Source organism: Micromonospora sp. S-DT3-3-22, from assembly GCF_015354745.1.
In the GTDB taxonomy this organism is placed as follows: domain Bacteria; phylum Actinomycetota; class Actinomycetes; order Mycobacteriales; family Micromonosporaceae; genus Micromonospora; species Micromonospora wenchangensis.
On the sequence record NZ_JACGMO010000077.1, the window covers coordinates 11,244 to 35,740 of the forward strand.

At 69.3% G+C, this 24,497-nt stretch carries 19 protein-coding genes, 1 tRNA gene and 2 pseudogenes; 9 read left to right on the forward strand and 13 right to left on the reverse strand.

Annotated features, from left to right (window positions below; all coding sequences use genetic code 11):
• Positions 1-70 precede the first annotated feature (70 nt).
• From H1A17_RS21385 to H1A17_RS21405, 5 genes are all read right to left on the reverse strand, one after another.
• Positions 71-3,646, reverse strand: a complete 3,576-nt coding sequence (locus tag H1A17_RS21385) for an adenylate/guanylate cyclase domain-containing protein (protein ID WP_145922137.1) — start codon at positions 3,644-3,646, stop codon at positions 71-73.
• Complete coding sequence (locus tag H1A17_RS21390; RefSeq protein ID WP_145922138.1) at positions 3,643-4,443, reverse strand: MBL fold metallo-hydrolase; 801 nt, start codon at positions 4,441-4,443, stop codon at positions 3,643-3,645. Before H1A17_RS21390 ends, H1A17_RS21385 begins: the two co-directional genes overlap by 4 nt.
• 123 nt (positions 4,444-4,566) lie before the next feature.
• On the reverse strand, positions 4,567-5,028 hold the full coding sequence (locus H1A17_RS21395) for a RidA family protein (protein WP_088643832.1): 462 nt from the start codon (positions 5,026-5,028) through the stop codon (positions 4,567-4,569).
• Between the two features lie 12 nt (positions 5,029-5,040).
• On the reverse strand, positions 5,041-5,196 hold the full coding sequence (locus tag H1A17_RS21400; RefSeq protein ID WP_088643831.1) for a DUF4177 domain-containing protein: 156 nt from the start codon (positions 5,194-5,196) through the stop codon (positions 5,041-5,043).
• Between the two features lie 45 nt (positions 5,197-5,241).
• The gene (locus tag H1A17_RS21405; protein ID WP_145922139.1) at positions 5,242-5,727 is read right to left on the reverse strand and encodes a hypothetical protein; all 486 of its coding nucleotides are present in this window, start codon (positions 5,725-5,727) and stop codon (positions 5,242-5,244) included.
• Between the two features lie 327 nt (positions 5,728-6,054).
• On the opposite strand from H1A17_RS21405, the gene H1A17_RS21410 reads away from it, so the two are divergent.
• Genes H1A17_RS21410 through H1A17_RS21420 form a run of 3 tightly spaced genes read left to right on the forward strand, consistent with a single transcriptional unit; the run spans position 6,055 to position 8,867 of the window.
• Positions 6,055-6,660 carry a hypothetical protein gene (locus H1A17_RS21410; RefSeq protein WP_145922140.1) on the forward strand — a complete coding sequence of 202 codons (606 nt, stop codon included), beginning with the start codon at positions 6,055-6,057 and terminating at the stop codon, positions 6,658-6,660.
• A gap of 26 nt (positions 6,661-6,686) precedes the next feature.
• The gene (locus H1A17_RS21415) at positions 6,687-7,664 is read left to right on the forward strand and encodes an ArsA-related P-loop ATPase (protein ID WP_145922141.1); all 978 of its coding nucleotides are present in this window, start codon (positions 6,687-6,689) and stop codon (positions 7,662-7,664) included.
• Positions 7,665-7,718: 54 nt separating this feature from the next.
• Positions 7,719-8,867 (forward strand): ArsA-related P-loop ATPase, encoded by a 1,149-nt coding sequence (locus H1A17_RS21420; RefSeq protein WP_194822735.1) that lies wholly within the window; start codon positions 7,719-7,721, stop codon positions 8,865-8,867.
• 44 nt (positions 8,868-8,911) lie between these two features.
• Here the strand turns inward: H1A17_RS21420 and H1A17_RS21425 are convergent, their stop codons facing one another.
• Complete coding sequence (locus tag H1A17_RS21425) at positions 8,912-9,232, reverse strand: WhiB family transcriptional regulator (RefSeq protein ID WP_145922143.1); 321 nt, start codon at positions 9,230-9,232, stop codon at positions 8,912-8,914.
• Between the two features lie 402 nt (positions 9,233-9,634).
• Between H1A17_RS21425 and H1A17_RS21430 the strand changes: the two genes are divergently transcribed.
• On the forward strand, positions 9,635-12,067 hold the full coding sequence (locus H1A17_RS21430) for a transglycosylase domain-containing protein (RefSeq protein WP_145922144.1): 2,433 nt from the start codon (positions 9,635-9,637) through the stop codon (positions 12,065-12,067).
• Between the two features lie 96 nt (positions 12,068-12,163).
• On the opposite strand, the gene H1A17_RS21435 is transcribed toward H1A17_RS21430, so the two are convergent.
• Positions 12,164-12,619 (reverse strand): GatB/YqeY domain-containing protein, encoded by a 456-nt coding sequence (locus H1A17_RS21435; protein WP_194822736.1) that lies wholly within the window; start codon positions 12,617-12,619, stop codon positions 12,164-12,166.
• Between the two features lie 25 nt (positions 12,620-12,644).
• On the opposite strand from H1A17_RS21435, the gene H1A17_RS21440 reads away from it, so the two are divergent.
• Positions 12,645-13,538, forward strand: a complete 894-nt coding sequence (locus tag H1A17_RS21440) for a metallophosphoesterase (protein ID WP_194822737.1) — start codon at positions 12,645-12,647, stop codon at positions 13,536-13,538.
• Between the two features lie 188 nt (positions 13,539-13,726).
• Positions 13,727-13,800, forward strand: a tRNA-Pro gene (locus H1A17_RS21445).
• Positions 13,801-14,068: 268 nt separating this feature from the next.
• Here H1A17_RS21445 and H1A17_RS21450 read toward each other — a convergent pair.
• Positions 14,069-15,265: pseudogene (locus tag H1A17_RS21450) on the reverse strand (replication initiator); the annotation flags it as partial.
• Positions 15,266-16,358: 1,093 nt separating this feature from the next.
• The gene (locus tag H1A17_RS21455; protein ID WP_194822738.1) at positions 16,359-17,735 is read right to left on the reverse strand and encodes a PIN-like domain-containing protein; all 1,377 of its coding nucleotides are present in this window, start codon (positions 17,733-17,735) and stop codon (positions 16,359-16,361) included.
• 541 nt (positions 17,736-18,276) lie between these two features.
• Here H1A17_RS21455 and H1A17_RS21460 point away from each other — a divergent pair.
• On the forward strand, positions 18,277-18,462 hold the full coding sequence (locus H1A17_RS21460) for a hypothetical protein (RefSeq protein ID WP_228543976.1): 186 nt from the start codon (positions 18,277-18,279) through the stop codon (positions 18,460-18,462).
• Positions 18,463-18,691: 229 nt separating this feature from the next.
• Positions 18,692-19,258, forward strand: coding sequence for an NUDIX hydrolase (locus H1A17_RS21465; RefSeq protein WP_194822739.1), 567 nt, complete (start codon positions 18,692-18,694; stop codon positions 19,256-19,258).
• A gap of 3 nt (positions 19,259-19,261) precedes the next feature.
• On the opposite strand, the pseudogene H1A17_RS21470 reads toward H1A17_RS21465, so the two are convergent.
• Positions 19,262-20,286: pseudogene (locus H1A17_RS21470) on the reverse strand (XRE family transcriptional regulator); the annotation flags it as partial.
• A complete protein-coding gene (locus H1A17_RS21475) occupies positions 20,287-21,390 on the reverse strand; it encodes a hypothetical protein (protein WP_194822740.1) in 1,104 nt (367 codons plus the stop codon).
• A gap of 259 nt (positions 21,391-21,649) precedes the next feature.
• Between H1A17_RS21475 and H1A17_RS21480 the strand changes: the two genes are divergently transcribed.
• On the forward strand, positions 21,650-22,486 hold the full coding sequence (locus H1A17_RS21480; protein WP_375372826.1) for an IS5 family transposase: 837 nt from the start codon (positions 21,650-21,652) through the stop codon (positions 22,484-22,486).
• Positions 22,487-22,775: 289 nt separating this feature from the next.
• Here the strand turns inward: H1A17_RS21480 and H1A17_RS21485 are convergent, their stop codons facing one another.
• Positions 22,776-23,747, reverse strand: a complete 972-nt coding sequence (locus tag H1A17_RS21485; protein ID WP_194822741.1) for an AIPR family protein — start codon at positions 23,745-23,747, stop codon at positions 22,776-22,778.
• A 48-nt stretch (positions 23,748-23,795) separates the two neighbouring features.
• Positions 23,796-24,377 carry a hypothetical protein gene (locus H1A17_RS21490; protein ID WP_194822742.1) on the reverse strand — a complete coding sequence of 194 codons (582 nt, stop codon included), beginning with the start codon at positions 24,375-24,377 and terminating at the stop codon, positions 23,796-23,798.
• Positions 24,378-24,497 lie beyond the last annotated feature (120 nt).

A 24,497-nucleotide genomic window follows, 5' to 3' on the forward strand; every position in this document is an offset into this window, starting at 1 on the left:
ACCGACAGACCTACCGTCCGCCGACGACCGGGGCCGGCGGACCACCACCGGCACCCGCCGACCGCCCCGGTCAGACCCCGTCGGCCAGCCGGGCCGCCAGGGCGTCGGCGCTGGCCCGTTCGCTGCGCTGCTCGGTGGCGTAGGCCAGCCGCACCGCCTCCTGCGCGCTGGCCAGCGCCTCGGCCGGGAGACCGCAGGCCGCCAACGCCTCGGCCAGCACCCCGGCGCCGATCACCTGGCTGCGGACGTCCTCCGCCGGGGCGGCGACCGCCCGCCGGGCCCAGTCCAACGCCTGCTCCGTCTGGCCGTGGGCGAGCAGCGCGGAAGCGTACCGGGCGAGGGTCTGCCGGCGGGAGAACAGCAGGGTCGGCGTCTTCGCGGCGGTCGTCGCCACCGGGGCGAGCAACCCGACGGCGGTGGCCGGGTCACCGGCGGCGAGCCGGGCGGTGGCGAGCAGCACCCGGGGGGCGGCCTGCGCCGGGGCCTGCGGGTTGTGCGGTTCCACGGCGGTCAGCACCGCCCGGGCGTCCCGCTCGGCGGTCTCGCAGTCGCCCATGTCCAGCGCCACGAAGCCGCGCAGCGTGCCGGCCATCCCGGTCAGCAGCGGGTGCGAGGTCCGCCCGGCGTACGCGAGGGCGTCGGTGAACAGGTCGGCGGCGTGCTCCGGCTCGCCCAGCCCCCGCGCCACCACCCCCCGTACCACCAGGGCGAACCCGCGCCCCCAGTCGTCGGAGACGGCGGCGAAGTCCCGGTACGCCCGGCGGGCCGACCGGTCGGCCTCGGCCACCTCGCCCAGCTCCGCCCCGGCGAACGCCTCGACCGCGCGCAGCGTGCCCACCGCCCACGCCTCGCCGACCCGCTCCCCGAACGGCAGGAAGATCCCGGCCAGCCGGCAGGCCTCCCCCAGCCGGCCGGCCAGCAGCCGGGCGAAGGCGGTGGTGCCGCGCAACCAGGCCCGCCCGTACGGGTCCTTCAGCTCGGCGAAGAGCCGGGCGGCCCGGCCGAGCACCGCGTCGGTGCCGGCGAAGTCCCCCCGGGTGGTGGTGACCCAGGCCAGGTTCTGCAACGCCCACGCCTGCCCGCGCGGGTCCTTCGCGGCGAGGCTGATCTGGTAGGAGGCGGCGAGCCGGCTGCTCGCCTGGCCGAGCCGACCGGCGACGAAGTCGGCCATCCCGAGCCGGCGCATCGCCGAGGCCCGCAGGTTGGTCACCTCCCCGGCCGTGGCCACCTGCAACGCCTCCTGCCAGCAGGCCACCGCACGCGCCTGGTCGCCCTGCGTCTGGTGGGCCTGGCCGGCGAGCAGCAGGGCGCTGGCCCGGGTGCCGGCGTCGTCACCGGCGTTGGCGGCGATCTTCTCGGCGAAGGCGAGCGCGTCACCGACCCGGCCGACCTGGAGCAGCGCCCGCGCGTGCACCACCCGGTCGGCCGGGGGCAGCCCCTCGCGGGCCAGTTCGGCGGCGCGTTCGGCGTGTTCGACGGCCAGCGCCGGCTCACCGGCCTGCAACGCCCGACGGGCGGCCCGGCCCAGCGCGGCCACCCCGAGCCCGGTGACCGTCCGGGCCGGCGAGTCCGGGCGGAGCTTCACCGCGTCGGCGAGGACGGCGGCCCGCTCGACCTGCTCGGCCACGAAGTCGTCCCGGGCCGCGTCGGTGAACCCGCCCGGCGGGGCGACCGACGCGCCGGGGACCCCGGTCGCCCAGCGGGCCAGCGCGGCGTGCCGTTCGGCGAGTTCGGCCTTGCTCACCCCGGCGTAGGCGGCCTCCCGCATCAGCGGGGTGGCGAACGCGAAGCCGCTGCGGGTGCGGTGCAGCATCCGGCGTTGCAGCAACTCCTCCACGGCCCGCTCCAGCTCGACGGCGGCCACCGCGCCGGGCCGGCCGGCCGGCCCGGACCGCTGCTCGCGCAGCGCCTCCAACGCGCCGGTGGGCACCACGTCGCCGACCACGGCGGCGTCCCGCAGCACCGACCGGGCCTCCGGCGGAAGCGCGTCGATGCGGGCGGCGAGCACGGCGGCGAGGTCCCGGGAGAGCAGCCGGCTGCCCAGCGATCCGGGCACCAGCCGCCAGCCGCCGTCGGGGCCGGCGGTCAGCGCTCCCCGCTCGCGCAGCAGGGTGACCAGTTCGGCCAGGTAGAAGGCGTTGCCCTGGGCGGTGGCGAGCAGCCGGTCGGCGTCGGCCTGGGGCAGCCTGCCGCCGTTGAGATAGCTGGTGAGCAGGCGGGAGGCGTCCGCGCCGCGCAGCGGCGGCAGCGGTTGCACCTCGGCGTCGGCGATCCAGGTCAACGCCCCGGCGGTCCGGACCAGCTCCGGGCGGCCCAGCAGCATCACCAGGACCGGGCCGGTGAGCCGGGACAGCGTCGCGCCGAGGGCGGCGATCGTCTCGCCGGTGGCGTCGTGCAGGTCGTCGACCACGATCACCAGCGGCGCCTCGGCGGCCAGGGCGCTGAGCAGCCCGGCCACCGCGACCGGCACCGCCTCGGCGTCGGCGGCCGGCGGGGTGGCCCCCCAGCCGCCCTGGTCACCGGGGCTGCCGGCGGGCAGTTCGGCGTACCCGAGCAGGGCCAGGAGCTGGTCACCGGCGAGCGGTGGCGCGTCGGCGCGCAGCCGGCCGAGCCGTTGGGCGAGCCGGCGCAGCCGTTCCTCCACGGCCGGCCGGGTGAGCGCGGTGGAGGTGTCGCTGGGCAGGCCGACGGCGGCCCGGACCAGGTCGGCCAACGGGGCCAGCCGTCGCCGCTCACCGAAGGCGGCGCAGCGTACCGAGAGCACCCGGGCCCCGCTGTGCGCGGCGTACCGGCCCGCGCCGACGTCGTAGCCGGCGGCGAGGCGTTCCACCTCGGCGGCGAACCGGGACTTGCCGATCCCCGCCTCGGCGGTCATCAGCAGCACCCGGGGCTCGCCCCGGTCGATCACCTCGGCGAGCCGGCCGGCGACCCGGCCGATCTCGGTCTCCCGCCCCACGAAGGGCGCCTCGTCGCCGAGCCCCGACCGGGTGCCCGGGGCGTCGAGCAGGCCCAGCAGCTCGTACGCCTCGACCGGCTCGCGCTTGCCCTTGAGCCGCAGCGGGCGCAGCACCCGCCAGGAGGCGACGTGCCGGGTGGCCGACGCGGTACGGGCACCGGCGTAGATCGCGCCGACGGCGGCGGCGTCGGCGAGCCGGGCGGCGGTGTTCACCGTGTCCCCGATGACCGTGTACTCGATGGCGGCCTGGATGCCGGCGATCACGTCGCCGGTGTTCAGCCCGACCCGCAGGCCGAGCGGTGCGCCGCCGCCGCGTTCGTCGTCGAGCACCCGGCGCACGGCCCGCTGCATCGACAGGGCGGCCCGGACGGCCCGCTCGGCGTCGTCCTCGTGGGCCACGGGCGCGCCGAAGACCGCCATGATGCCGTCGCCGGTGAGCTTGTCGACGTGCCCGCCGAACGTCTTCACCGCGCCGGCGAGCGCGGCGAGCACCCGGTCGGTGACCGCGCCGACGCGTTCCGGGTCGAGGTCCTCCGACCACGAGGTGAACTCGGACAGGTCGCCGAAGAGCACGGTGACGACCCGTCGTTCGGCAGTGGGCAGGCCGGCGGCGGCCGGCAGCGCCGCCCCGCAGTTGTGACAGAACCGCGCGCCCGGGACGGCGAGCGTGCCGCACACCGGGCAGGTCACGGCTGCTCCACTCCCAGGTACTCCAGTTGGGCGCGGACGGACCACTCGGCGGCCCACCACAGCGACCGGTCCACGTCGGCGTAGACGGTCGCCACCACCTCGGGTGCGGTGCGCGCGCCCGCGTCGACGGCGGCCCGGACCTGGTCGAGCCGGGCCCGGCGGTGGGCGAGGTAGAAGTCGGCCGCCGCGCCGCAGTCGGCGAGCGCCGGGCCGTGGCCGGGCAGCGCCGGGATCCCCTGGTACGCCGACAGCCGCTCCAGGCTGGCCAGATAGTCGCCGAGGTGGCCGTCGGGGTGGGCGACGACGGTGGTGCCCCGGCCGAGGATGGTGTCCCCGGTCAGCACCACCCGCTCGGTGCCGTACGACACCTGCAGGCAGACGGAGTCGGCGGTGTGGCCGGGGGTGGCGATCAGGTCGATGCCCAGCCCGTACCCGTCGAGCTGCCCGGCCGCCCCGGTCAGCGGGTCCCCGCCGACGGTGTGCGCCGGGTCGACGGCGAGCACGGGGACCCCGCCGAGCAGGTCGCTCAGCCGGGGGGCGCCCTCGGTGTGGTCGGGGTGCCCGTGGGTGATCAGCACGAGCCCGACCGGCCCGGACGCGGCCACGGCGGCGAGGTGCCCCTCGTCGGCCGGGCCGGGGTCGACGACGACCGCCTTTGCCGCGTCGGGGGCGCGCAGCAGCCAGGTGTTGGTGCCCTCCAGGGTCATCGGCCCCGGGTTGGGGGCACGCAACAACGTCACCCACTGCGGCAGCCGGTCGGCCGGCGCGGCCGGCGGTGCCGTCACATGCCCGGTCATGGCTGCGATCGTACGACCCTGTGCGCCACTCCCCGCGATCTTGCCGAACCGGCCCACTGGTTTGTGGTCCTTCACGGCTTTCGACCGACCGGCCGGGTCACCTCGCGGGGAGTGGCGGTGCGGTCAGGCCACCTCGACGATCAACTCGATCTCGACCGGGGCGTCCAGCGGCAGCTCGGCCACCCCGACGGCCGAGCGGGCGTGCCGGCCGGCCTCCCCGAAGACCGCGCCGAGCAGGTCCGAGGCCCCGTTGATCACGGCCGGCTGGCCGTGGAAGCCCGGCGCCGACGCCACGAAGCCGGTCAGCTTCACGATCTTGACGATGTTCTCCAGGCCGACCAGCGAGTCGACGGCGGCGAGGGCGTTCAGCGCGCACCGCTCGGCGAGGTCCTTGGCCTGCTCGGGCGAGACACCCGCGCCGACCTGGCCGGTGGCGAGCAGCTTCCCCTCGGCCACCGGCAGTTGACCGGAGACGTAGACGTGCTGACCGGACTGCACGGCCGGCACGTAGCTGGCCACCGGCGGCACCACGTCGGGCAGGGCCAGGCCGAGTTCGGCCAGCTTGGCGTGGGGTCCGTTGCTCATCGTCGGACCCCTTCAGCCCTTGGGACGCTTGAGGTACGCGACCAACTGGTCCGGGTTCGGGCCGGGGATCACGGCGACGAGTTCCCAACCGTCCTCGCCCCAGTTGTCGAGGATCTGCTTGGTCGCGTGGACCAGCAGCGGGACCGTGGCGTATTCCCACTTCTGCATCGGTGGAAGGCTCCCTTGCCTGGCGTGGACTGTGTCGTCGACAGCCTACGGTCCGGGTGACGGCCGGGGCGCGGGACGCTGCTCGGGGGCGGTCGGCAGCTCCCCGCACTGCCCGGCGTGGTCGTACGGCTGGGGGCAGCGGGACCGGTCGGGCAGCAGCAGGTCGCAGAAGACCCGGTGCCTGTTGTTCTGGTCGTCGGCGGTGGAGACGGTGGTCTCGCCGGCGTCGAGTTCGACGAGGAAGCCCAGCGAGGTGGCCACGGTGCCGGCCAGCGCGGTCGCCGCCGCCAGGTCGGCCACCCGGATCGGCAGGTGGATGACGTAGCCGGGTTCCTCGTCGTCCCGGCTGCGGTCGCCGGGGCGGCCGAGCATCCGCAGCACCTCGGTGGGTTCGGCGCAGCGCCGGTAGGACCGCTCGTTCATCGGCAGCCCCGTGCCCGGGGCGTCCGCGTCGCCGCCCGAACCTCCCCGCCTCCCCCGGTCTCCTGGTGCTGAGAAGTGGGCTCGGGCGATGTTCTCCGCGTCGCGCATGTACCTTCCTCCGGCCTCGTACCATGAATGACCGCCGTCCGGACCGGGTGCCGACCCGATCCGCTCCCCCACACCCGGACGAACGTAGGACCCGGCCGGGGCGACGGACAACGGGACGCGCACGGTTGATCACACAAAGTCACATATGCGACACTCGCTTGGTCCGAAAGGTGATCGCGACCCACCGCAGGTCGTGAGCGGTCCGCCACGCGCCGCCCATCGACCGTTACCCTTGCGCCTCGGACGGGCGATCAGGGGTCGCCCGCCGCGCCCGTACCCGCGTCGTCGCCAGGGGCGGCGACGGCGCCCCATCCCCCGGGGGACCACATGACCCATCCACCGTTCGGTGGCGCGAGCGGATCGCCAGGCGGGCCACCGCCACGGCAGGACCCACCAGACCAAGGCGGCACGACCGCTCCCGGCGTCTCCCCGTCCGGTGTCGGCGCGCCGCCGTCGACGGGTTACCCCGCGTACCGGGCGGCGACCCCGGCGCGGCGGCGCGGCCCGCTGGTCGCCTGGCTCGCGCTGGCGGCGGCCGTCGTGCTCTGCGGCGGCGGTGGGACGCTCGCCTTTCTGACCCTGCGCGACACCGAGGGCGGCGAGGGGGCCAAGGAGCCGACGGTGGCGGTGGACGGCTTCCTCACCGCCGTCTACCAGGAACGCGACGCCGGCAAGGCGACCACCTTCGTCTGCGCGGAGTCGCGCGACCCGCAGAAGATCAACGCCAAGGTGGCCGAGGTGCAGCGGTACGCCACCACCTACATCAACCCGCGGTTCCGCTGGTCCAGCCCGACCGTCGACAGCCAGAACGGTGACCGGGCCACCGTCTCCACCACGCTGACCATGACCACCGCCGACGAGAAGATCGCCGAGCAGCCGTTGCGGTTCACCGTCGTACGGAAGGCGGGTTGGTGGGTCTGCGAGGTCGGCTGACCGCGCGGGGTGGATAGGCTCGACCGGTGCGAGCAGCTGAGCGGCCGGCCGACCCGGCCGGTACCGGGTGGCCGTCCCGCCTGCACGTGGTGACCGGCAAGGGTGGCACGGGCAAGACGAGCGTGGCGGCGGCGCTGGCGCTCGCCCTGGCCGCCGGGGGCCGCCGCACCCTGCTGGTCGAGGTGGAGGGCCGGCAGGGCATCGCCCAGCTCTTCGGGGTCGACCCCCTCCCCTACGCCGAGCGGCACCTCGTCGACGCCCCCGGCGGCGGCGAGGTGCGCGCCCTCGCGGTGGACGCCGAGGAGGCGTTGCTGGAGTACCTCGACATGTTCTACAAGCTCGGCGCGGCCGGTCGGGCGCTGCGCAAGCTCGGCGCGATCGACTTCGCCACCACCATCGCCCCGGGCCTGCGCGACGTGCTGCTCACCGGCAAGGTCAAGGAGGCCACCACCCGCACCGCCGGCCAGCGCCGGGTGTACGACGCGGTGGTGCTGGACGCCCCGCCGACCGGCCGGATCGGTCGCTTCCTCAACGTCACCGCCGAGACCGCCCGGCTGGCGAAGGTCGGCCCGATCAAGACCCAGAGCGACGGGGTCTCGGCGCTGCTGCGCTCCCCGATGACCGCGGTGCACGTGGTGACGCTGCTGGAGGAGATGCCGGTCCAGGAGACGGTGGACGCGATCGCCGAGCTGACCCAGCTCGGTTTCCCGGTGGGCCGGGTGATCGTCAACGCGGCCCGCCCGCCGTCGACCACCGGCCGGGAGGTGACCCGGGCGGAGTTGAGACGCGGGCTGGCCGCCGCCGGCCTGCCGACCGACCCGGCGACCGTGGCCGGGCTGGCCGGCGAGGCGCGGGACCAGCAGGTACGGCGGGAGCTGGAGGATTCGCTGCGGACCGACCTGGTGGAGCTGGGGCGGCCGGTGACCGAGCTGCCGTTGCTGCCCGACGGGGTGGATTCCGCCGGGCTGGCGGCGTTCGCCGAGATCCTCCGTCGGGCGGATTGACGCACACCTCACGTCGGCCCGGACGCACGGACCCCACCGGCCCGATACGCTCGATTGGTGCCTTCCGAAGACGCGGCGCCCGTGCTGGACGTCGACCAGATCCTCGCCGACCCCGGCGTGCGCATCGTGGTCTGCTGTGGCGCCGGCGGGGTGGGCAAGACGACCACCGCGGCGGCGCTGGCGCTGCGGGCGGCCGAGCGGCACGGCCGGCGCACGGTGGTGCTCACCATCGACCCGGCCCGCCGGCTGGCCCAGTCGCTCGGCCTGACCGAGCTGGACAACACCCCCCGCCGGGTCAAGGGGATCGACGTCGAGGCCGGCGGCGGTGAGCTGCACGCCATGATGCTGGACATGAAGCGCACCTTCGACGACGTGGTGCTCCAGCACACCGACCCGGCGAAGGCGGCGGAGATCTTCGCCAACCCGTTCTACCAGGCCATGAGTTCCACCTTCGCCGGCACCCAGGAGTACATGGCGATGGAGAAGCTCGGCCAGTTGCACGCCCGGGGCGAGTGGGACCTGATCGTGGTGGACACCCCGCCGTCCCGGTCGGCGCTGGACTTCCTCGACGCCCCGGCCCGGCTCTCCCGTTTCCTGGACGGCCGGATGTTGCGGCTGCTGCTCGCCCCGGCCCGCAGCGGGGGGCGGAGCATGTTCAGTTTCGTCACCGCCAGCTTCGGGATGTTCTCCAAGGTGGTGCAGAAGGTGCTGGGGGCGCAGCTGCTGACCGACCTCTCCGGCTTCGTCGCGGCCCTCGACTCGATGTTCGGCGGTTTCCGGCAGCGGGCCGAGCAGACGTACCGCATCCTCCAGGCCAGCGAGACGGCGTTCCTGCTGGTGGCGACGCCGGAGCCGGACGCGGTGCGGGAGGCGGCCTACTTCGCCGGGCGGTTGGGCGCGGAGCGGATGCCACTGGCCGGGCTGGTGCTCAACCGGGTGCACAGGCCGGCGGTGGGCCTGGACGCGGCGGCCAGCCGGGCGGCGGCCGACCGGCTGGCCGGGCTGGGCGGGCACGACGCCACGGTCGACGTGCTGCGGGCGCACGCCGCGCTGGCGCAGCAGGCGGTCCGCGAACAGCAGGTGGCCCAGCGGTTCACCGAGGCGTTCCCGGCGGTGCCGACGGTGTCGGTGACGGCGCAGCCCGCCGACGTGCACGACGTCGACGGGCTGCGGACGATCGGCGCGGCGATCAGCCGTTCCTGACCGGTGAACGGCCCACCGGGGGCGGTCACCCGCCGGGTCGGGCCTCAGCCGGCGGTGGTGACCAGGATCTTGTCCTTGCCGCTGCGGTCCTTGGCGTTCTTCTTCATCGCCGCCTCGAACATCTTGCGCCAGCTCGCCACCTGCGGATGCCGGCGCAGCAGCGCCCGGCGTTCCCGTTCGGTCATGCCACCCCACACGCCGAACTCGATGCGGTTGTCGAGCGCGTCGGCCAGGCACTCGTACCGCACCGGGCAGCTGCGGCAGATCCGCTTCGCGACGTTCTGCTCGGCGCCCTGTACGAACAACGCGTCCGGGTCCCCGTTCTGACACGCCGCCAGCGACGGCCAGTCAGTGATCATCCCCATCTGTACACGTCCCCCCTTGCAGTACCAACCGACTCGTGCGACCAGCCGTCGTTCCCCCCGGTCGTCCGGCCCGTTCCTTCCCCAAGGAGGCACGGACGACGTGTGGCTCGGGTCGCCGCCACCATCATGCTCTGTAGTCGCATGATTACGCAACGTTGTCGGCGAAATCCAACATTACGGACAGTCCCGGCTTCCCGGGCCTTCGATCGCCGCTTACCCCGTCGGAGTACGTGAAAACGCTGCGCGGGCTCCACCGATCGGTGGAGACTCGGCGCGGTCACCCGCAACCTCGCACCGGGGGTCGTGCGTTTAGCACAACGAGGTCGGCGCGCGCAGGAAATGGGGAAAGAACGCCCCGGCGCCCCTCGTTCCCTACTCGCGTACCCTGTCGAGGTGACCTGGATGCGGAAACGTGACCACAATGTCTTCACCAACGCCGCATCGCTACTGATCTGCGGCCTGCTGGCCGGTGTGGTGGTGGCGGCGGCGGCCTTCCCCGCGGTGGCGATGTCCGGCCTGGCGGCAAAGGCCGGCGCCGAGACCTTCGGAGCCCTGCCCAAGGAGCTGACCGTGGCCCGCGCGCCACAGATCAGCTACCTGCTCGCCAACGACGGCAAGACCCCGCTGGCGACGATGTACGACGAGAACCGGCGCGACGTGAAGCTCGCGGACATCTCCCCGTACATGCAGAAGGCGATCATCGCCGCCGAGGACCACGACTTCTACAAGCACAACGGCGTGGACATCAACGGCGTGGCGCGGGCCTTCGTCAACAACCAGTCCGGCACCAACTCCCAGCAGGGTGCCTCCACGCTGACCATGCAGTACGTCCGGCTGGCCATCGCCTACTCGGCCACCCACCCGGCCGACGTGGTCGCCGCGACCGAGGACACCAGCGCCCGCAAGCTCCGCGAGATGCGGCTGGCCCTCCAGGTCGACAAGGAGTTCTCGAAGGACGAGATCCTCACCCGCTACCTGAACCTCGCCTCCTTCGGCAACGGCGCGTACGGCATCTTCGCCGCCAGCCAGGTGTACTTCGGCAAGTCCCCCAAGAACCTCAAGATCGAGGAGGCGGCGCTGCTGGCCGGCATGGTCAAGGCGCCCACCACCAACGATCCGACCACCCGCAGCGGCTACCCGCTCGCGCTCGACCGGCGTAACTACGTCATCGACAACATGGTCAAGACGAAGGCCATCACCCAGCAGGAGGCGGACGTCGCCAAGGCGACCAAGCTGGTGGTGAAGGACAAGCGCACCCCGAACGGCTGCGTCGCCACCAACCAGAAGGACTGGGGCTTCTTCTGCGACTACTTCTACCGCTGGTGGCTCGGGCAGGAGACCTTCGGCTCCACCACGTACGACCGGGAGCGGCGGCTCAAGAGCGGCGGCTACACCATCACCACCACGCTCGACGTACAGGCGCAGAACGGTGCCGACCGGGCCGTCCGCAAGAACCTCGGGGTGAACAGCAAGGCCGCCCGGATGGTCGCCGCGATCGAGCCGGGCACCGGTCGGGTGCGCGCGCTGTCGGTCAACCGGAACTTCAAGATCGATGACCCGAAGAAGCCGCAGAACAAGTACTCCAGCGACCCCAGGAAGGCCAAGAAGAAGATCCGGGGCAACTACCCCAACACGGTGAACCCGCTGCTCAGCGGCGGCCAGGGCATCACCGGCTACCAGGCCGGGTCGACGTTCAAGATGTTCACCATGGTGGCCGCGCTGGAGAAGGGCATTCCGCTCGCCTACCAGATCAACTCGCCGCCGGTGTTCAAGTCGGAGTACATCGTCGAGCAGAACTCGCCGGCCGCCTGCCCGGGGACGCACTTCTACTGCCCCAAGAACGCCTCGGCGAGCATGGCCGGCGTGCACAACATGTGGACCGCCTTCGGCAGCTCGGTCAACACCTACTTCGTCCCGCTGGAGCAGCAGGTCGGCGCGGAGAACGTGATCAAGGCGGCGCAGAAGCTCGGCATCACCTTCCGCAGCAGCGACGATGCCCGCCGGGCCACCAAGGAGGGCGGCGCCAACCAGTGGGGCGCGTTCACCCTGGGTGTCTCCCAGACCACCCCGCTGGAGCTGGCGAACGCCTACGCCACCCTGGCGGCCGACGGGAAGTACTGCGAGCCGATCCCGGTGCAGCAGATCAAGGACCCGGAGGGCAACAAGCTCGACGTCGCCAACCCGCGCTGCGAGCAGCGGATCTCCACCGAGGTGGCCCGGGCCGCCGTGGACGCCGCCCGCTGCCCGGTCGGTGACCGGTCGTCGGTCTCCAAGTGCTCCGGGGCGACCGCCCGTAACGTCCGCGGCATCGTCGGCAAGCCGGTGGCCGGCAAGTCCGGCACCACCGACAGCGAGAAGACCTCCTCGCTGGTGGTGATGACCAAGCAGTTCGCGGTGGCCGGCATCATGGCCGACCCGGACTGGGCGCAGACCAACCAGCAGATGGGCCACGACACGCCGACCGGCATCAACCCGGCGGTCTACCAGACGCTGCGGGACGCCATGAAGGGCAAGCCCGGCATCGAGTTCACCCCACCCAACGGCAAGATCATCAATGGTGACCAGCGTTCCATCCCGAACGTGAAGTGCCAGTCGGTGGACGGCGCCCGGGGCAAGCTCAAGGAGGCCGGCTTCTCCGTCGTCGTTTCCGACAACAAGGTCGCCTCGGACTGTCCGGCCGGCTCCGTCGCCGGCACCAGCCCCAACGGCCGCACCATCAAGGGCGGCGTGGTCACCATCGAGGTGAGCAGCGGCGGCGGCAGCACCCCGAACCAGGGCGGCAACACGCCGGGTAACACCGGCAACCCACCGGGCCGTCCACCAGGCAACAACTGACCCGTACCGACGCCGACGGGCGGGCACCCCACACGGGGTGCCCGCCCGTCGGCTGTCCGACGTACCGGTGCGCGGACCGACCGGCGCGACGGTGGGTCAGAGGCCGAGCTGTCGGCGTACCTCGGCGGCGACGCGACCACCCTCGGCCCGACCGGCCACCGCGGCCTGGGCCGCCTTCATCGCCGGGCCCATCTGGGACTTCTCGGTGAAGCCGCCCGCGGCCAGCGCCCCCGACACCAGTTCCGCCAACTCCTGCTCGGAGAGCTGCTTCGGCAGGTAGCGGTCCAGCACCGCGCCCTCGGCGGTCTCCTTGTCGGCCTGCTCGGCGCGGCCGGCGTCGGCGAACGCGGCAGCCGCCTCCCGGCGCTTCTTCGCCTCCTTGGTCAGCACCGCGAGCACCTCGTCGTCGGAGAGCTCGCGCTTGGCCTTGCCGGCGACCTCGGCGTTACCGACGGCGGCCAGCGCCATCCGCAACGTGGAGGTGGTCAGCTCGTCGCGCGCCTTGAGGGCGGCGCGCATGTCTGCGGTCAGGCGGTCCTTCAGCGTGCTCATGGACGGTCAAACTACCCTGGTCGGCATGCGAAAGCGCACACTATTCGGCCTCGCCGCCGGGACCGTCGCCGCCGGTGCCGCCACCCTGGCGTACGCGTCCCTCGTCGAACGCAACATGTTCACCCTGCGCCGGTACGACGTGCCGGTGCTGCCGGCCGACGCCGAGCCGCTGCGCGTGCTGCACCTGTCGGACCTGCACATGATGCCCGACCAGCGGCGCAAGCAGCAGTGGGTGGCGTCGCTGGCCGCCCTCGACCCGGACCTGGTGGTGGTCACCGGGGACAACATGGCCCACCCCGACGCGGTGCCCGGGGTGCTGCGGGCCCTGCAACCCCTGCTCGACTATCCGGGCGCGTTCGTCTTCGGCTCCAACGACTACACCGGGCCGGTCTGGAAGAACCCGTTCACCTACTTCCTGCCCGGCCGGGAGTACACCGAGGGCGCCGCCCTGCCGTTCGAGGAACTGCGGGACGTTCTCACCGGGGCCGGTTGGGCGGACCTCAACAACGCGCGTACCTCGATCAAGGCCGGTGGCCGCCTCGTCGAGCTGGTCGGCGTGGACGACCCGCACATCGGGCAGGACGACTACCCGGCCGTCGCCGGCCCGGTCACCCCCGCCGCCGACCTGTCCATCGCGCTCGCCCACGCCCCGGAACCCGCGCTGCTCGACCAGATGGCCACCGACGGCTTCGGCCTGCTGCTGGCCGGGCACACCCACGGCGGTCAGGTCTGTGTGCCCGGCTACGGCGCGCTGGTCACCAACTGCGGGCTGCCCCGGTCGATGGCGAAGGGCCTGCACCGCTGGCCCGCCTCCGACTCCTGGCTGCACGTCTCGGCGGGTCTCGGCACCCACCCCACCGCCCCGGTCCGCTTCGCCTGCCCACCCGAGGCCAGCATCCTCACCCTCACCGCCCGCTGACCCCCGCTCTGCTGCCCCCGTGATCAGGTTGCCGTTCCGCGCAGTCCTGACGGCGTGTCGTCACCGTTCCGGCAATCTGATCATGGGGACGAGCAGGCCAGAGCCGGGTGCCGGGCTCCCCGTCGCCGGTGCCGGGGGTACCGAGTTTGATCGGCGGAGCGGGTGGGCTACTATTTCACCGCACGCCTCGGGGTGTGGCGCAGCTTGGTAGCGCGCTTCGTTCGGGACGAAGAGGTCGTCGGTTCGAATCCGGCCACCCCGACCGAGGAGATCGGGCCAGGTGAGACACCATCTCACCTGGCCCGATACTGTAGGGCTGACACTCCGACTCAGCGAACCACGTCGATTCTCGCTAGCCTTCCTCGCCCTCGTTCTGCTCGATCGTCAGCGGAAAGTCAGCGAAGGACTCGTAGACCCGGTCGGCACCCGCCTCGAACACGTGCGTGTATCGATCGACCGTGGTGGAGATCTGCTCATGTCCATCATGGGGGGCGACATCGTTGATCGGCAGCAGACCCGTCTTCTGTCGTCCCGGCTGTCCCGGTGACGTGGTGCCGGGTGGGGCGGCCGAGTCGCCAGCAGACGTCGATGAGGCGGGCGAGGTGGTCGCCTTCCGGGTCGGCGTAGGCGTCGACGGTGTCCGGGGTGAGTCGGGTGGAGCAGCGGCCGGTGACCTCGGTGGACTTCGTGGCGTACTTGGCGAGGTAGGCGGCCACCTTGGCGTCGGTCACGTCGCCGTCGCTGACGCCGATGCGGCGTACGTCGACCTGCTCACCCCAGGCGATCGGCCAGCCCTGCGGGCGGTCGGGGTGCGGCGGGGTGGTGACGGTGATCTGCCGGGTGGCGGCGTGGACGGCGGCGGCGAGGTCGTCGACGGTGACGCCGGCCGGTGGCGGGACCAGGGCGTGACGGTCGTGCGGGTCGACGCCGTCGAGGCGCAGCAGGACGTGGAAGTGCACCGCTCCCCGGCGCTGCATCTCGGCGACCTTGCCGTGGGACACCCGCACCGGAGGCACCCGCCGGATTCGGCCGGAGTCGGTGGTGACCTGGACGTGGGGGATGCCGCGTCGGCGGCACACTGCGGTGAGGTGGCGTTCGATGGCCTGTTTGGTGCGCCGCCACAGCTCGCCCGAGGAGTAGTTCCAGATGACCTGGTGGTCGTGGTCTTAGCAGTCCAGGCACAGCGGTCGGCCGAGTTGCGGGTCGTCGGCGTCGTGGCGGGTGAAGCAGGCCGCAGGCTGCCCGTGTGGGCAGGTGCCGGCGGTGCTCCGGGCGCGGCAGGGTGCGGGCCGGCAGTCGCAGCGCCGACGGCCGGCGCAGGTGTGCCGGGGGATGTGCCGGTGGTGCACCGGGCCGAAGGACGGCGCGGTGAAGGTGGCGAAGACGACCGGATGCGCGGTGACGGTGGCGGGGATGGTCTTGCCGCCGGTCAGGCCGCAACGGACGACCTGGAAGGCATCACCGGCGTAGACCCAGGCGCAGTCGGGGCACTGGGCGGCACGGCGGTTGCCGCACGCCTTGTACAGCGTCCGATCGGGCAGCTCGTCGGTGTGCCGCTCGGCCAGGACCCGACCGGTGCCGGGTTCGACGGCGGTGAGGGTGCCGGCCAGGCGGATCGGGCGGGTGCAGCCTCCGGCGGCGCGGGTGTGCTCCAGCCAGCCGAACTAGTCCGGGGCGGCGGCGCGGTGCAGGGCCTGGGCGTCACGGCCGGCGGTGAGGGTGGACACGGATTTCTCCTCAAGGGGTGGCAGGGGACGAACGACGAACTGCCACCGGACGCCGGAGCGGTGTCCGTCGGTGGTGTTCGTGGTGTCTCCTGGCACCGCCGGAGAGGGCGGCTCACGCCGGAGGGCGGGTGCAGGCCATCGGCCTTGGACCGCCGTGGAGCTGGGTTCTATGGATCTTGGGTGATGCCGGGACGGGTGGGTTGCCTGGTCGTCGGCTTCCGGTGGTTGCCGCAGGCGGTCCCCACCCGTCGAGGTGTGCGAATCCGAGGGCTATCGTGGACGGCGGGATGGCCGTGCTGGGCCGCTCAGCGGATTTCGGGCTGGCGCAGCGGCCGGTGCGATCGAGAGCCGGCGGGACGTGACCCGCGTCAGCGGCAGGAAGGCCGCTCGGCAACTCCGAAGTCGAGTTCAGCGATCCGGCGGGAAGGCCGCGCTGGCGTGCTCGACGAGGGCCAGAGTAGCACCGGGTACCGACACGTCAACCCACCGTGAACCTCGCAGGGGCGGCCGGCTGTCGGCCGGTGTGGGAGGACTTTCTGTACGTCTATCAAGGCGGCCCTGAACCGGCCGCACGCGCCGCCGCCTGGGCGCGCGTCCGTCGCTCCGCTGGCGCTCCGACTCCGGCCACGCAACACGCCCGGCGGCCTGGCGCGGAGAGCGGGAAGCCCGGTGGGCCGCCGGATGACGACAGGCCGTTTCCCGGTGGGGTGGTAGGGCCGGCAGCCGGCCGGGCCGCGCGGCATAGGGGGAGCGCACGCCGGGTTCGTCGGCGGCTGCCGGGTCGGTATCGGGGTTGCGGTTACTGCGCCTCCGGCGGGGGCGCTCGGGCTCCGGGATGGGCCGGGTGCCGTCGGCGGCTTGCGGTCCGTGGGTGGTGGCGGTGGGGAGCCATCCCGCCCGCCGTCGACCCGGGCGAGCCGAGCAGACCACAGCCCGACCCGCCAGCGTCCGACCGTGCGTCAAGGCCGTCTTGACGTGGCGGGCCGGGCGGCGGCCCGCTCCACAGGAGTGCGGGTCGATGGCAGACGGGACGGCAGACCAAGAACGTTTGTGGCCAGCACCAGGCTCGCAATATTTGTTACTTACGTGATGTCTAAATACTCTCGTCGCTTTGATCGATAGGTCTATTGCTGGCGAGATAGAGGTCCACTGCTTGAACTCGGGTGCGAACGTTCAATTTGTGGAGAATGTTCCTGATGTGAAGAGCCAATGCCCCCACTTTAATCGGAAGGCGTTCCGCGATCTCCTGATTAGTGAGGCCCTCCGACATGGCGGCCAGGATCTCTGTTTCGCGGCGATTAAGCAGCACGGCAGGATTATTGTCATTGCGGCGGAAGATGGCTTTTGCGTCGACCGTTCTTTGCTCCGTGCCGAAGTGGTCTATGGCCCAAATCTGCCCCCTCAGCATTTGCCGCTTCTCCTGGATCTCGTGGTGCCTTCTTGTGGCCCTGTCGAGCACCCCCTCCAGCAAGGAAATCTTCTCTAGGAAGCTGCTGCCCTCGACGCCTGTAGATAAGGACTCTTCGTAAAGCCTGGTAGCTTCCGCAAGTTCCTTCTGCGCGATGGCGACCGACTCCATGGAATCCGCTAAGGCATCGTCAATCTCTAGGAGGTGGTGCTCAAGGTTTTGACGGAACTTCCGCGCCTGGGCCGCTTTCCATGGCTGTCGATCAGGCAACTTCTCTGCTTGTCGAATAGTGTCTTCACTTACGCTCGCATCGAGGTGAGCCGCCGCATACCGCAAGAATGACTCAGTCCGCATCAGTACCAGTCGAGTGTTAGCGTAACTCTCCGCTTCAGCGGCAAGCTCGGGGCGAGCACAAACGGTCTTGCCCTTTACCCTTAAATACCAGTCCTCCTTGACGTCGCCAGTAACAAATACAAGGAGCCCACTTTGCCGGGCCTTCACCTCGTCAAGAGTCTGTTTCCAAGTGAAGTAATCTCCATGCTTGGGAGCATCCTTATACCCTGGGGGAACCTTTTCGCTGTTCCGGCGAGCCGCCTCCGTCTGCTCTTCGCTTTCCCTTTCCGGACTGAACGACTTTCCGACCTTTCCGGATAGGATCACCTCTAGTCGGTCAAGAATTGGATCATCAGCCATGGGGTCATCGATTCCGTGATTGGCACGTAGCTGGTCGAGCGCCTGGCTCATTGGACGGAAAGTCGCGGAGGCGACTGCAATAAGTCTTTCTCTTTCACCTTCAGGCAATGCAATCCTGTTGGACAGATGACGAATCTTTTCCTTCAACTCTTCAGTGATGCGTTCTTCATTGGCGGAAATCGAATCAAGCGCAGCCTGGTATGCGGCCTGATTGTCGGCGATTACATCTAAACGGTTGCGATGGAACTCAAGAGCGACCTGATGTGGCACATAGACCCGGTCCCCCAATCGCTCGAACGCTGACAGAAGTTCAGAGCGTGCAGCCGGCGCGAAACGGTAAAGGTTCAATAGGACATTGGTGTCAAACACGACTACACCTGACTTTATAGCCTTTTCTATCTCCGTAGCCGTTGGTGCGAGAAAGTGCGTGAACTGCGCGCTAAAACCCATCGTTAGCCGCCAACCTGTCAGTTCAATGAGGACAGCTCGCCACCTTACGTGGCTCCTGTCTCATGGAAAAGTAGGACACGCACACGCTGCCAGCGTGCCGACCCGTCGCCGCAGCTCACGAGAGGAAGCCCAGGTTCCGCCTCAACGTCTGACGTCCGCACTGAGTGACCAAGTGGGTGACGATAGGCACGAGCGACGCTGTAAGCTCATGAACTTCGATGTATCTTTCGGGCGGTTCAGTCCTGCTGCTGGCACTGCTCACCGGCGGCTAGGAGTTCCTTCACATCGAAGCGGTCACGGTCAGGAACAATGCTCCGGTGGGCTGGGAAAGTGCCTCTGGCATGTGGACCACCGGCTGGGTATGTATGTCGGGAGGTCAAGGTACTAGAGAGCGTTTTCGGCGCTGACAGGATTCGACCTCGCGCGTGGTCGGGGCGAGCTGGCAGCGTTCCAAGGGTGGATGTCCGACCGCCACTGTGGTAGCAGCCTTGCTATCTGGTCGCTGGTGCTGGCGGAGACCTTCGGTGAGGGTGCGACCGAGGACAGCCTTGCCAGCGATGACGACCACACGCAGCCCATCGCGAACCGCTGCCGGCTCCTCCGCGAGTTCCTTGGGCAGCAAGTGTCGATTGCCGACCAGTGCTAGCGGCGATGGCCCTGTTGCTGTCGACAGCAATGGTGACAGCAACAGGGGCGGACTTCAGGGGCCAGCGTCGGAGGTCTACGGATCAGCGCTCGATGTCAGGGACGTTCGCGGACACGCGCGGACGGAGCGCCCAGAAGTTACAAGCGAGGGGTCGAAACGCCCGGGGCGGTGCGGCCAGCAGATGCCGCCTGTCGTGCATGGTGATGGGGTCGGCGCGGATACTGGCGGGGTGGTGGAGAAGCAGGCGACGGAGTTGACCCGGTGGGCCATCCACGGCGAGCGGGTCGTGGACGACACCCGCCGGGCGCGGCTGAGCATCGCCGACGTGGAGCTGCCCGACGGGGTTCGGTTCGAGCAGTACGTGATCCGGGCTCCCCGGTCGGCCATGGTCGCCGTGCTCGACGACCGGGAGCGCCTGTTGTTGATGCGGCGGCACCGGTTCGTGTTCGACCGGTGGGTGTGGGAGCTGCCCGGCGGCTACGTCGATGACGACGAGCAGCCGGCGCAGTGTGCGGTGCGGGAGGTCGAGGAGGAGACCGGCTGGCGACCCCAGGCGGTGGAGCCGCTGCTGTCCTTCCAACCCTGGGTCGGCACTGCCGACGCCGAGAACCTTCTCTTCCTGGCCCGGCACGCCGAGCACATCGGCACACCCACGGACGTGAACGAGGCCGAGCAGGTCGCCTGGATTCCGCTCGAAGAGGCGTACGAGCTGGTGTCCCGGGGTGAGATCGTCGGTGCCGGGACGGTGATCGCTGTGCTGGAGTTGGTGGCGCGCAAGGCCCGGGGAGAGCTGTGACGGTCAGCGTCGAGGGCCGAGGGTGGCGTCAACACGGCCGGTGAAGTGCCGGACGGCCGGTAGCCGTCGGTGTGGGGCGAGCTGCGCTTGCAGGTCGCGGACATAGCGAACGGCCCTGGCCGAGCGGAGTTGGTTAGTCAGCGTCAGGGTTTCCGCGCCGATGATGCAGGCCCGGTCGGGTTCGCCCTGCTGGGCATAGACGCTGGCGAGCAGCGCGAGGTTGAACGCTCTGCCGCGTACGTACCGGTTGTCCATCCGTAGGGATCGGGCGGCGAAGCGTTCGGCGTGAGTGTTGCGGCCGAGGGCGTGGAAACAGTGGCCGAACTTGGCCGACAGGTACGCCTCGTCGAAGTAGCTGAGCCACTGAGGGTCGGCGCTGCGGTCGGCCCGGTCGAGGGCTTGCTCCGCCTGGTGCAGGGCGGCGGCGCAGACCCGTTCGTCGTTGGCCTTGGCCAGGGCGTGGGCTTCCATGACGTGGGCTTCGGCGGTCAGCACGGGGACCCCGGCGCGGCGGGCGGTCCGGCCGGCGGCACGGGCGAGGTCGAGGCCGGTGGTGGTGTGGCCGAGGTAGGTGGCCTGGTGGCTCATCGCGGCGAGGATCTCCGCGCCGAGGCCGTCGTCTCCGGCGGCGTGGGCGAAGTCCAGGGCGAGGGTCAGGTACCGCTGGGCGATGCCGTGCTCGGCCGTGTCGTACGCCTGCCAGCCGGCGAGTTGGACCAGTTCGGCGGCGGCACTGAGCAGCCGTTGACCAGTGGCATGGTCGTACCGGCCGTCGGTGAGCAGCGGGGTCACCTCCTGATGGAGGTAGCGAGCGACGGTGTCGCGGGCTGGTTGTCGAGCTGGCGGTAGGTCGTCGTCATCGCCCGGATGGTGTCAATCTCGGGTTGACCGACCGCGCTGCGTCCGGGTTGGGCGACCGGGGCCGGGTCGGGGGCGGTGAACCAGCGCAGCGCCGGCAACGTGTAGCCGGCGGAGCTGGAAGCCATCTGCCGGAGTACGTTTCGACGGTTCACGTCACCTCGCCAAAGCTAGGCACCAGGAGCGGGGAGCACAATCACGCGCGTCTCAGCAGTTCTCCAACTAATGCTTTGGAGTGCGGCCGGCGTGATAGACGAAAGCTCTCCGATGACCACATTCAATGGGATGCGAACGTCGCTGATCTCCTCTACAAACTCTGACGCGATGCTAATAGTCTTGTCCATCCGACTACTTCGCACAACGTCGCCGAACAATGACCTTTGGCCAGCGGCTTCAGGCTCCGCGACCACCAAAAATACTACCGGCACGAACTTGGTACTTAGCTCCTCCTTCCCCACTTGCCGCGCCCGGATTGCCCAAACAATCGCATCATTAAGCCGATTTCTAAGATTGTTGACACTATCAACCATCCGAACATCAAGGACGAGATCCGGGAGGGACGCAAGCCTGGAAGTAATGACGGCGTCGATATGTGTCCGACCAAGCCGCACATCTCGTGTAATGTCAGCCCCCTTTCCGAGGGCTTCGGTGATCGTTCCAATTACCCGGTCCATCACTACCCGGCCTCGCGCTCTGCTTGCCCGAGCTTCAGGGCCAAATAATTTGGGATTTAACTGCCGCACCGGAGGGTCAGGGAAGGGTGAGTCAACTGACCCTCGGGAGGAACCAGACGCCTCGTCCAAAGGCGGGCTCTCCTCCGCGCTCCCTTGCTCCTCTTCTTTGAGCTTTTCTTCCAAAGCCTCCGCTGCCGCTTCAGGAGGCTCCTGATGCCCACGCAGCAACAGCAACGTTTCCTGATACGTCTTCTCTCTGTCGACCTCCAGCTTCGCCAGCTCCGCAACTTCTCGGCTGTCCGTACGTGTCTGCTGCTTTTTCCAGCAAACCGCGCCCCACACGACAAGGCACAGTCCAACGATGACCAGGAAGCCAGTGACGTAGGGCCAAACATGCAGGAGAAGCGTCATCTGCTTCTGCTGAAGACGAACGGCTGACTGCGCCTCGGGGGGCAGCTCGGTCAGCTGCTTCTGAGGTGTAATCAGCACATTTTGACTTCGAAGCAACAGGACGGGTATCGCAACACCAACGCCCGCCGTCAGTCCACCAACGCTAACAAGAAACTTGTGGAAGTCGGTGTACTGCAAACTTGGGAACACGAGGGCTCACGTTACGGCATCTCCGCAGCGGATGAAGCCCCGAAACCGGCGGATGTCCGACATACAGGAGTCGTCGTTACGCCGTCGGCGGCTGCCGGGTGGTGAGCGGGAGTGCGGCACTGGCGGTTGCGCTCCAGCTCCAGAATGGCGGGGGTCCGTCGGCGGCTTGCGTTACTGAGAGCGCGTTTGGGATGTGTGTTGGTCGGGTGTGTCGCACAGTGGGTGCGATCGATGAGCCTGGCGCGGTCGGTAGACGGGTATGGATCGAGTGCGGCGGTACCCGTCTGATCTGACCGATGCCGAGTGGGAGATCATCGAGCCGATGCTGCCGTCGCCTCAGTGGATGGGCAGGCCGGAGAAGCATCCTCGTCGGGCGATCGTTGACGGCATCCTGTACGTGGTGCGTACCGGGTGCGCGTGGCGGTATCTGCCGGTGGACTTCCCGCCCTGGCAGACGGTGTACTCCCACTTCCAACGCCTGAACCGGCGGGGTGTGACCGAGCGGATCCTCACCGAGCTGCGGGAGCAGGTCCGCCTGGCCCACGACCGGGCGGCCGAACCCACCGCCGGGATCATCGACTCCCAGTCGGTAAAGGCTGCGGACACCGTGCACTCCGACACCCGTGGCTACGACAGCGGGAAGAGGGTCAACGGCCGCAAGCGGTTCATCGTGACCGACACCCTGGGTCTGCTGGTCACCGTCTGGGTCCTGGCCGCGTCGTGGCAGGACCGTGACGGCGCGAAGGGCGCACTGCTCGCCACGTACGCAGCGACCCCGGTCCGGCACGTGTTCGCCGACTCCGGGTTCGCCGGCCGCCTGGTCGACTGGGCCCGGAACATCCTGCGCACCACCCTGGAGATCGTCCGCAAGCCCGCCGACCAGCAAGGTTTCGTCGTGCACCGCCGCCGGTGGGTGGTGGAGCGGACCCTGGCCTGGCTGACCGCCCACCGCCGGCTGGCCCGCGACTACGAAACCCAGCCCGCGACCTCGGAGGCCATGATCCGCTGGGCCGCGATCGTCGGCATGCTCGGCCGCCTCACCCGAGGCGGACCCGCCACCCGCCAACAGCGCCGCACCCTCAACACACCCGACTGACAGACATGCGAAACGCTCTCTGAGTGATGGGTGGGAGCCATCCCGTCTGCCGTCGACCCCGGGCGAGCCGAGAAGACCGCCGCCCGATCCGGCCAGCGTCCGCAAGGGCGTCAAGGCCGTTATCCGTGGCGGGCCGGGCGGCGGCTCGCTCCACAGGAGTGCGGCTCGACGGCAGACGGGATGGCTGGTTGGCGCCAACTAGAAGGGGACGTCATGAATGGCAGTGATCAGGCAAGCCAGCATTTAAGGACGATCCTTGCTGCCAGTCAAATCCGGCACATTACGAGTGTCAGCGTTCAGAAGAGGAGACATTCGGATTCATCTTGAGTTCGGCCTTAACTCGCGCACCCAATCCGGTGCACTTAGAAACATTCTTGAACAAGCTAGCCGGATACCCTGGGAATTCAGCATCGGAAATATCTACGGTCCTGGCGAAAGCCACCTGCGCCCAGGCTTGCGCCAGCCCGATGTGTGGCTCCCAATCAAACTTTGCATCGTCGAGCTTCTTGAGTGGCAGCTGCGAAAAGACGATGTGAAGTATGAACCTATTACCGTGGATTGCTACGCCTCGTTCGCGGCCGTCAGTCTGCGCCGCGATCTCTCGCAGTCGCTCATCCACTTGGCGCATGATCTGCACGGCCCTCCACACGCGGTGGAAGTCCACGGATGGGTTAAAGAGCCTTTTATACAGGCCGCGATCGATGGCGTCCCAGAGTCGGCTAATTTCCCGCTTTGCTTGGGTTGAAAGACTGACTTCTTGTTGGGCGCACGCGAGTGCGATCGTCGCTTCAACTACACTGCAGCCTTTCGCCGGCTCAGGATCCGCCTCGCCACTGCGGTACACGTACTCAAGCCCTTCAAGTCCAAACTCGCTTTTCAGGCGCGCCTGTTCGGGATCGAGCGAAAGGAAGTCGCGGCCACCGATCCTATTTTGAGTATTAGTCGCGCGCGTAACGCTGGTGGCAAACTCTGCGGGTGCCCCCTCTAGCGAGATGAACCGAACCATCACGCGGGCCTGATCCAGTTCCGACCGCTTAGCTGCGCGGGCAATGGAGCCTACGGTTTGGGCTCCATTAACTACACTGGCCCCACTGAACGTGAAGTTGCCAAGTCGCCGGTCAGCCCCGTAGGCAGGCGACTTCTCAACACTCTCACAAAGCACCGTAATTCCGTTATTGAAATACCAAAATGAGCCCGCGTCGTTAGTAAGGGTCTCGACCAATGAATCGTTTACTTCTGAATCCCCGAGCACAACTCGCACATTGTTTGCAAAAAGGCTTTCTCCGTGCTGGCTGAACCACTCACTAATCTACCTTGCCGCCATTTGCCCATAAAAGGCACGTGGCGGTCCTTCGAGTTGGCCCCAATCAGACAATTCCCCGCTGATGGTGATGCGCGGCGATTGCCCTTCATCGAGCAACAACTGATGGATCTCCGCTTGGCTATAATAATGGAAGCGACCCGTCTCAGTAGGGTCGTTCAGATCGTCGAGGAAATCGAGTATAGGTGCCCGAACGTCATCGGTGCACGGCGAGGCTCCGCTATGCACGAAGGCTATATCGATACGAGCTTTGGGCTGATCTAGGAGGTCTTCCAGTTCAGCCTTTCGGGCTTGAACCTTTTTGTTGAAGCGCGACCACCTCATCTGAACGAGGTCATCGAGTCCGTCGCGGAGCTTGATCATCTCATCGCGCTCGGCGCTGCCCTTGCCAGTCGTAGACCACTTGGCCTGGACGACGATGAGTCGAGCTTCCTCGGGAACGACGGCTAATACTGCAACGGCAGTAGGCGAATCGTCTTCGGGTCGGGTTCGTTGGTCTGCCTGTGGCGAACGTTGATGTTGATCGTTGGCGTGGGGAGTTGGACCGGCTGCATGCCCGGATCGGGCCACGGTTTCGTCGGTCGGAGCCGCGTCGGCGGGCGCGGCAGTACCTGTGTGGGCTGGTCTCCGGCCTGGGCCGTAAGAACGGCTGGACCTTGGCGGAGCAGGCCGGGGATGTGTCGCCGGACG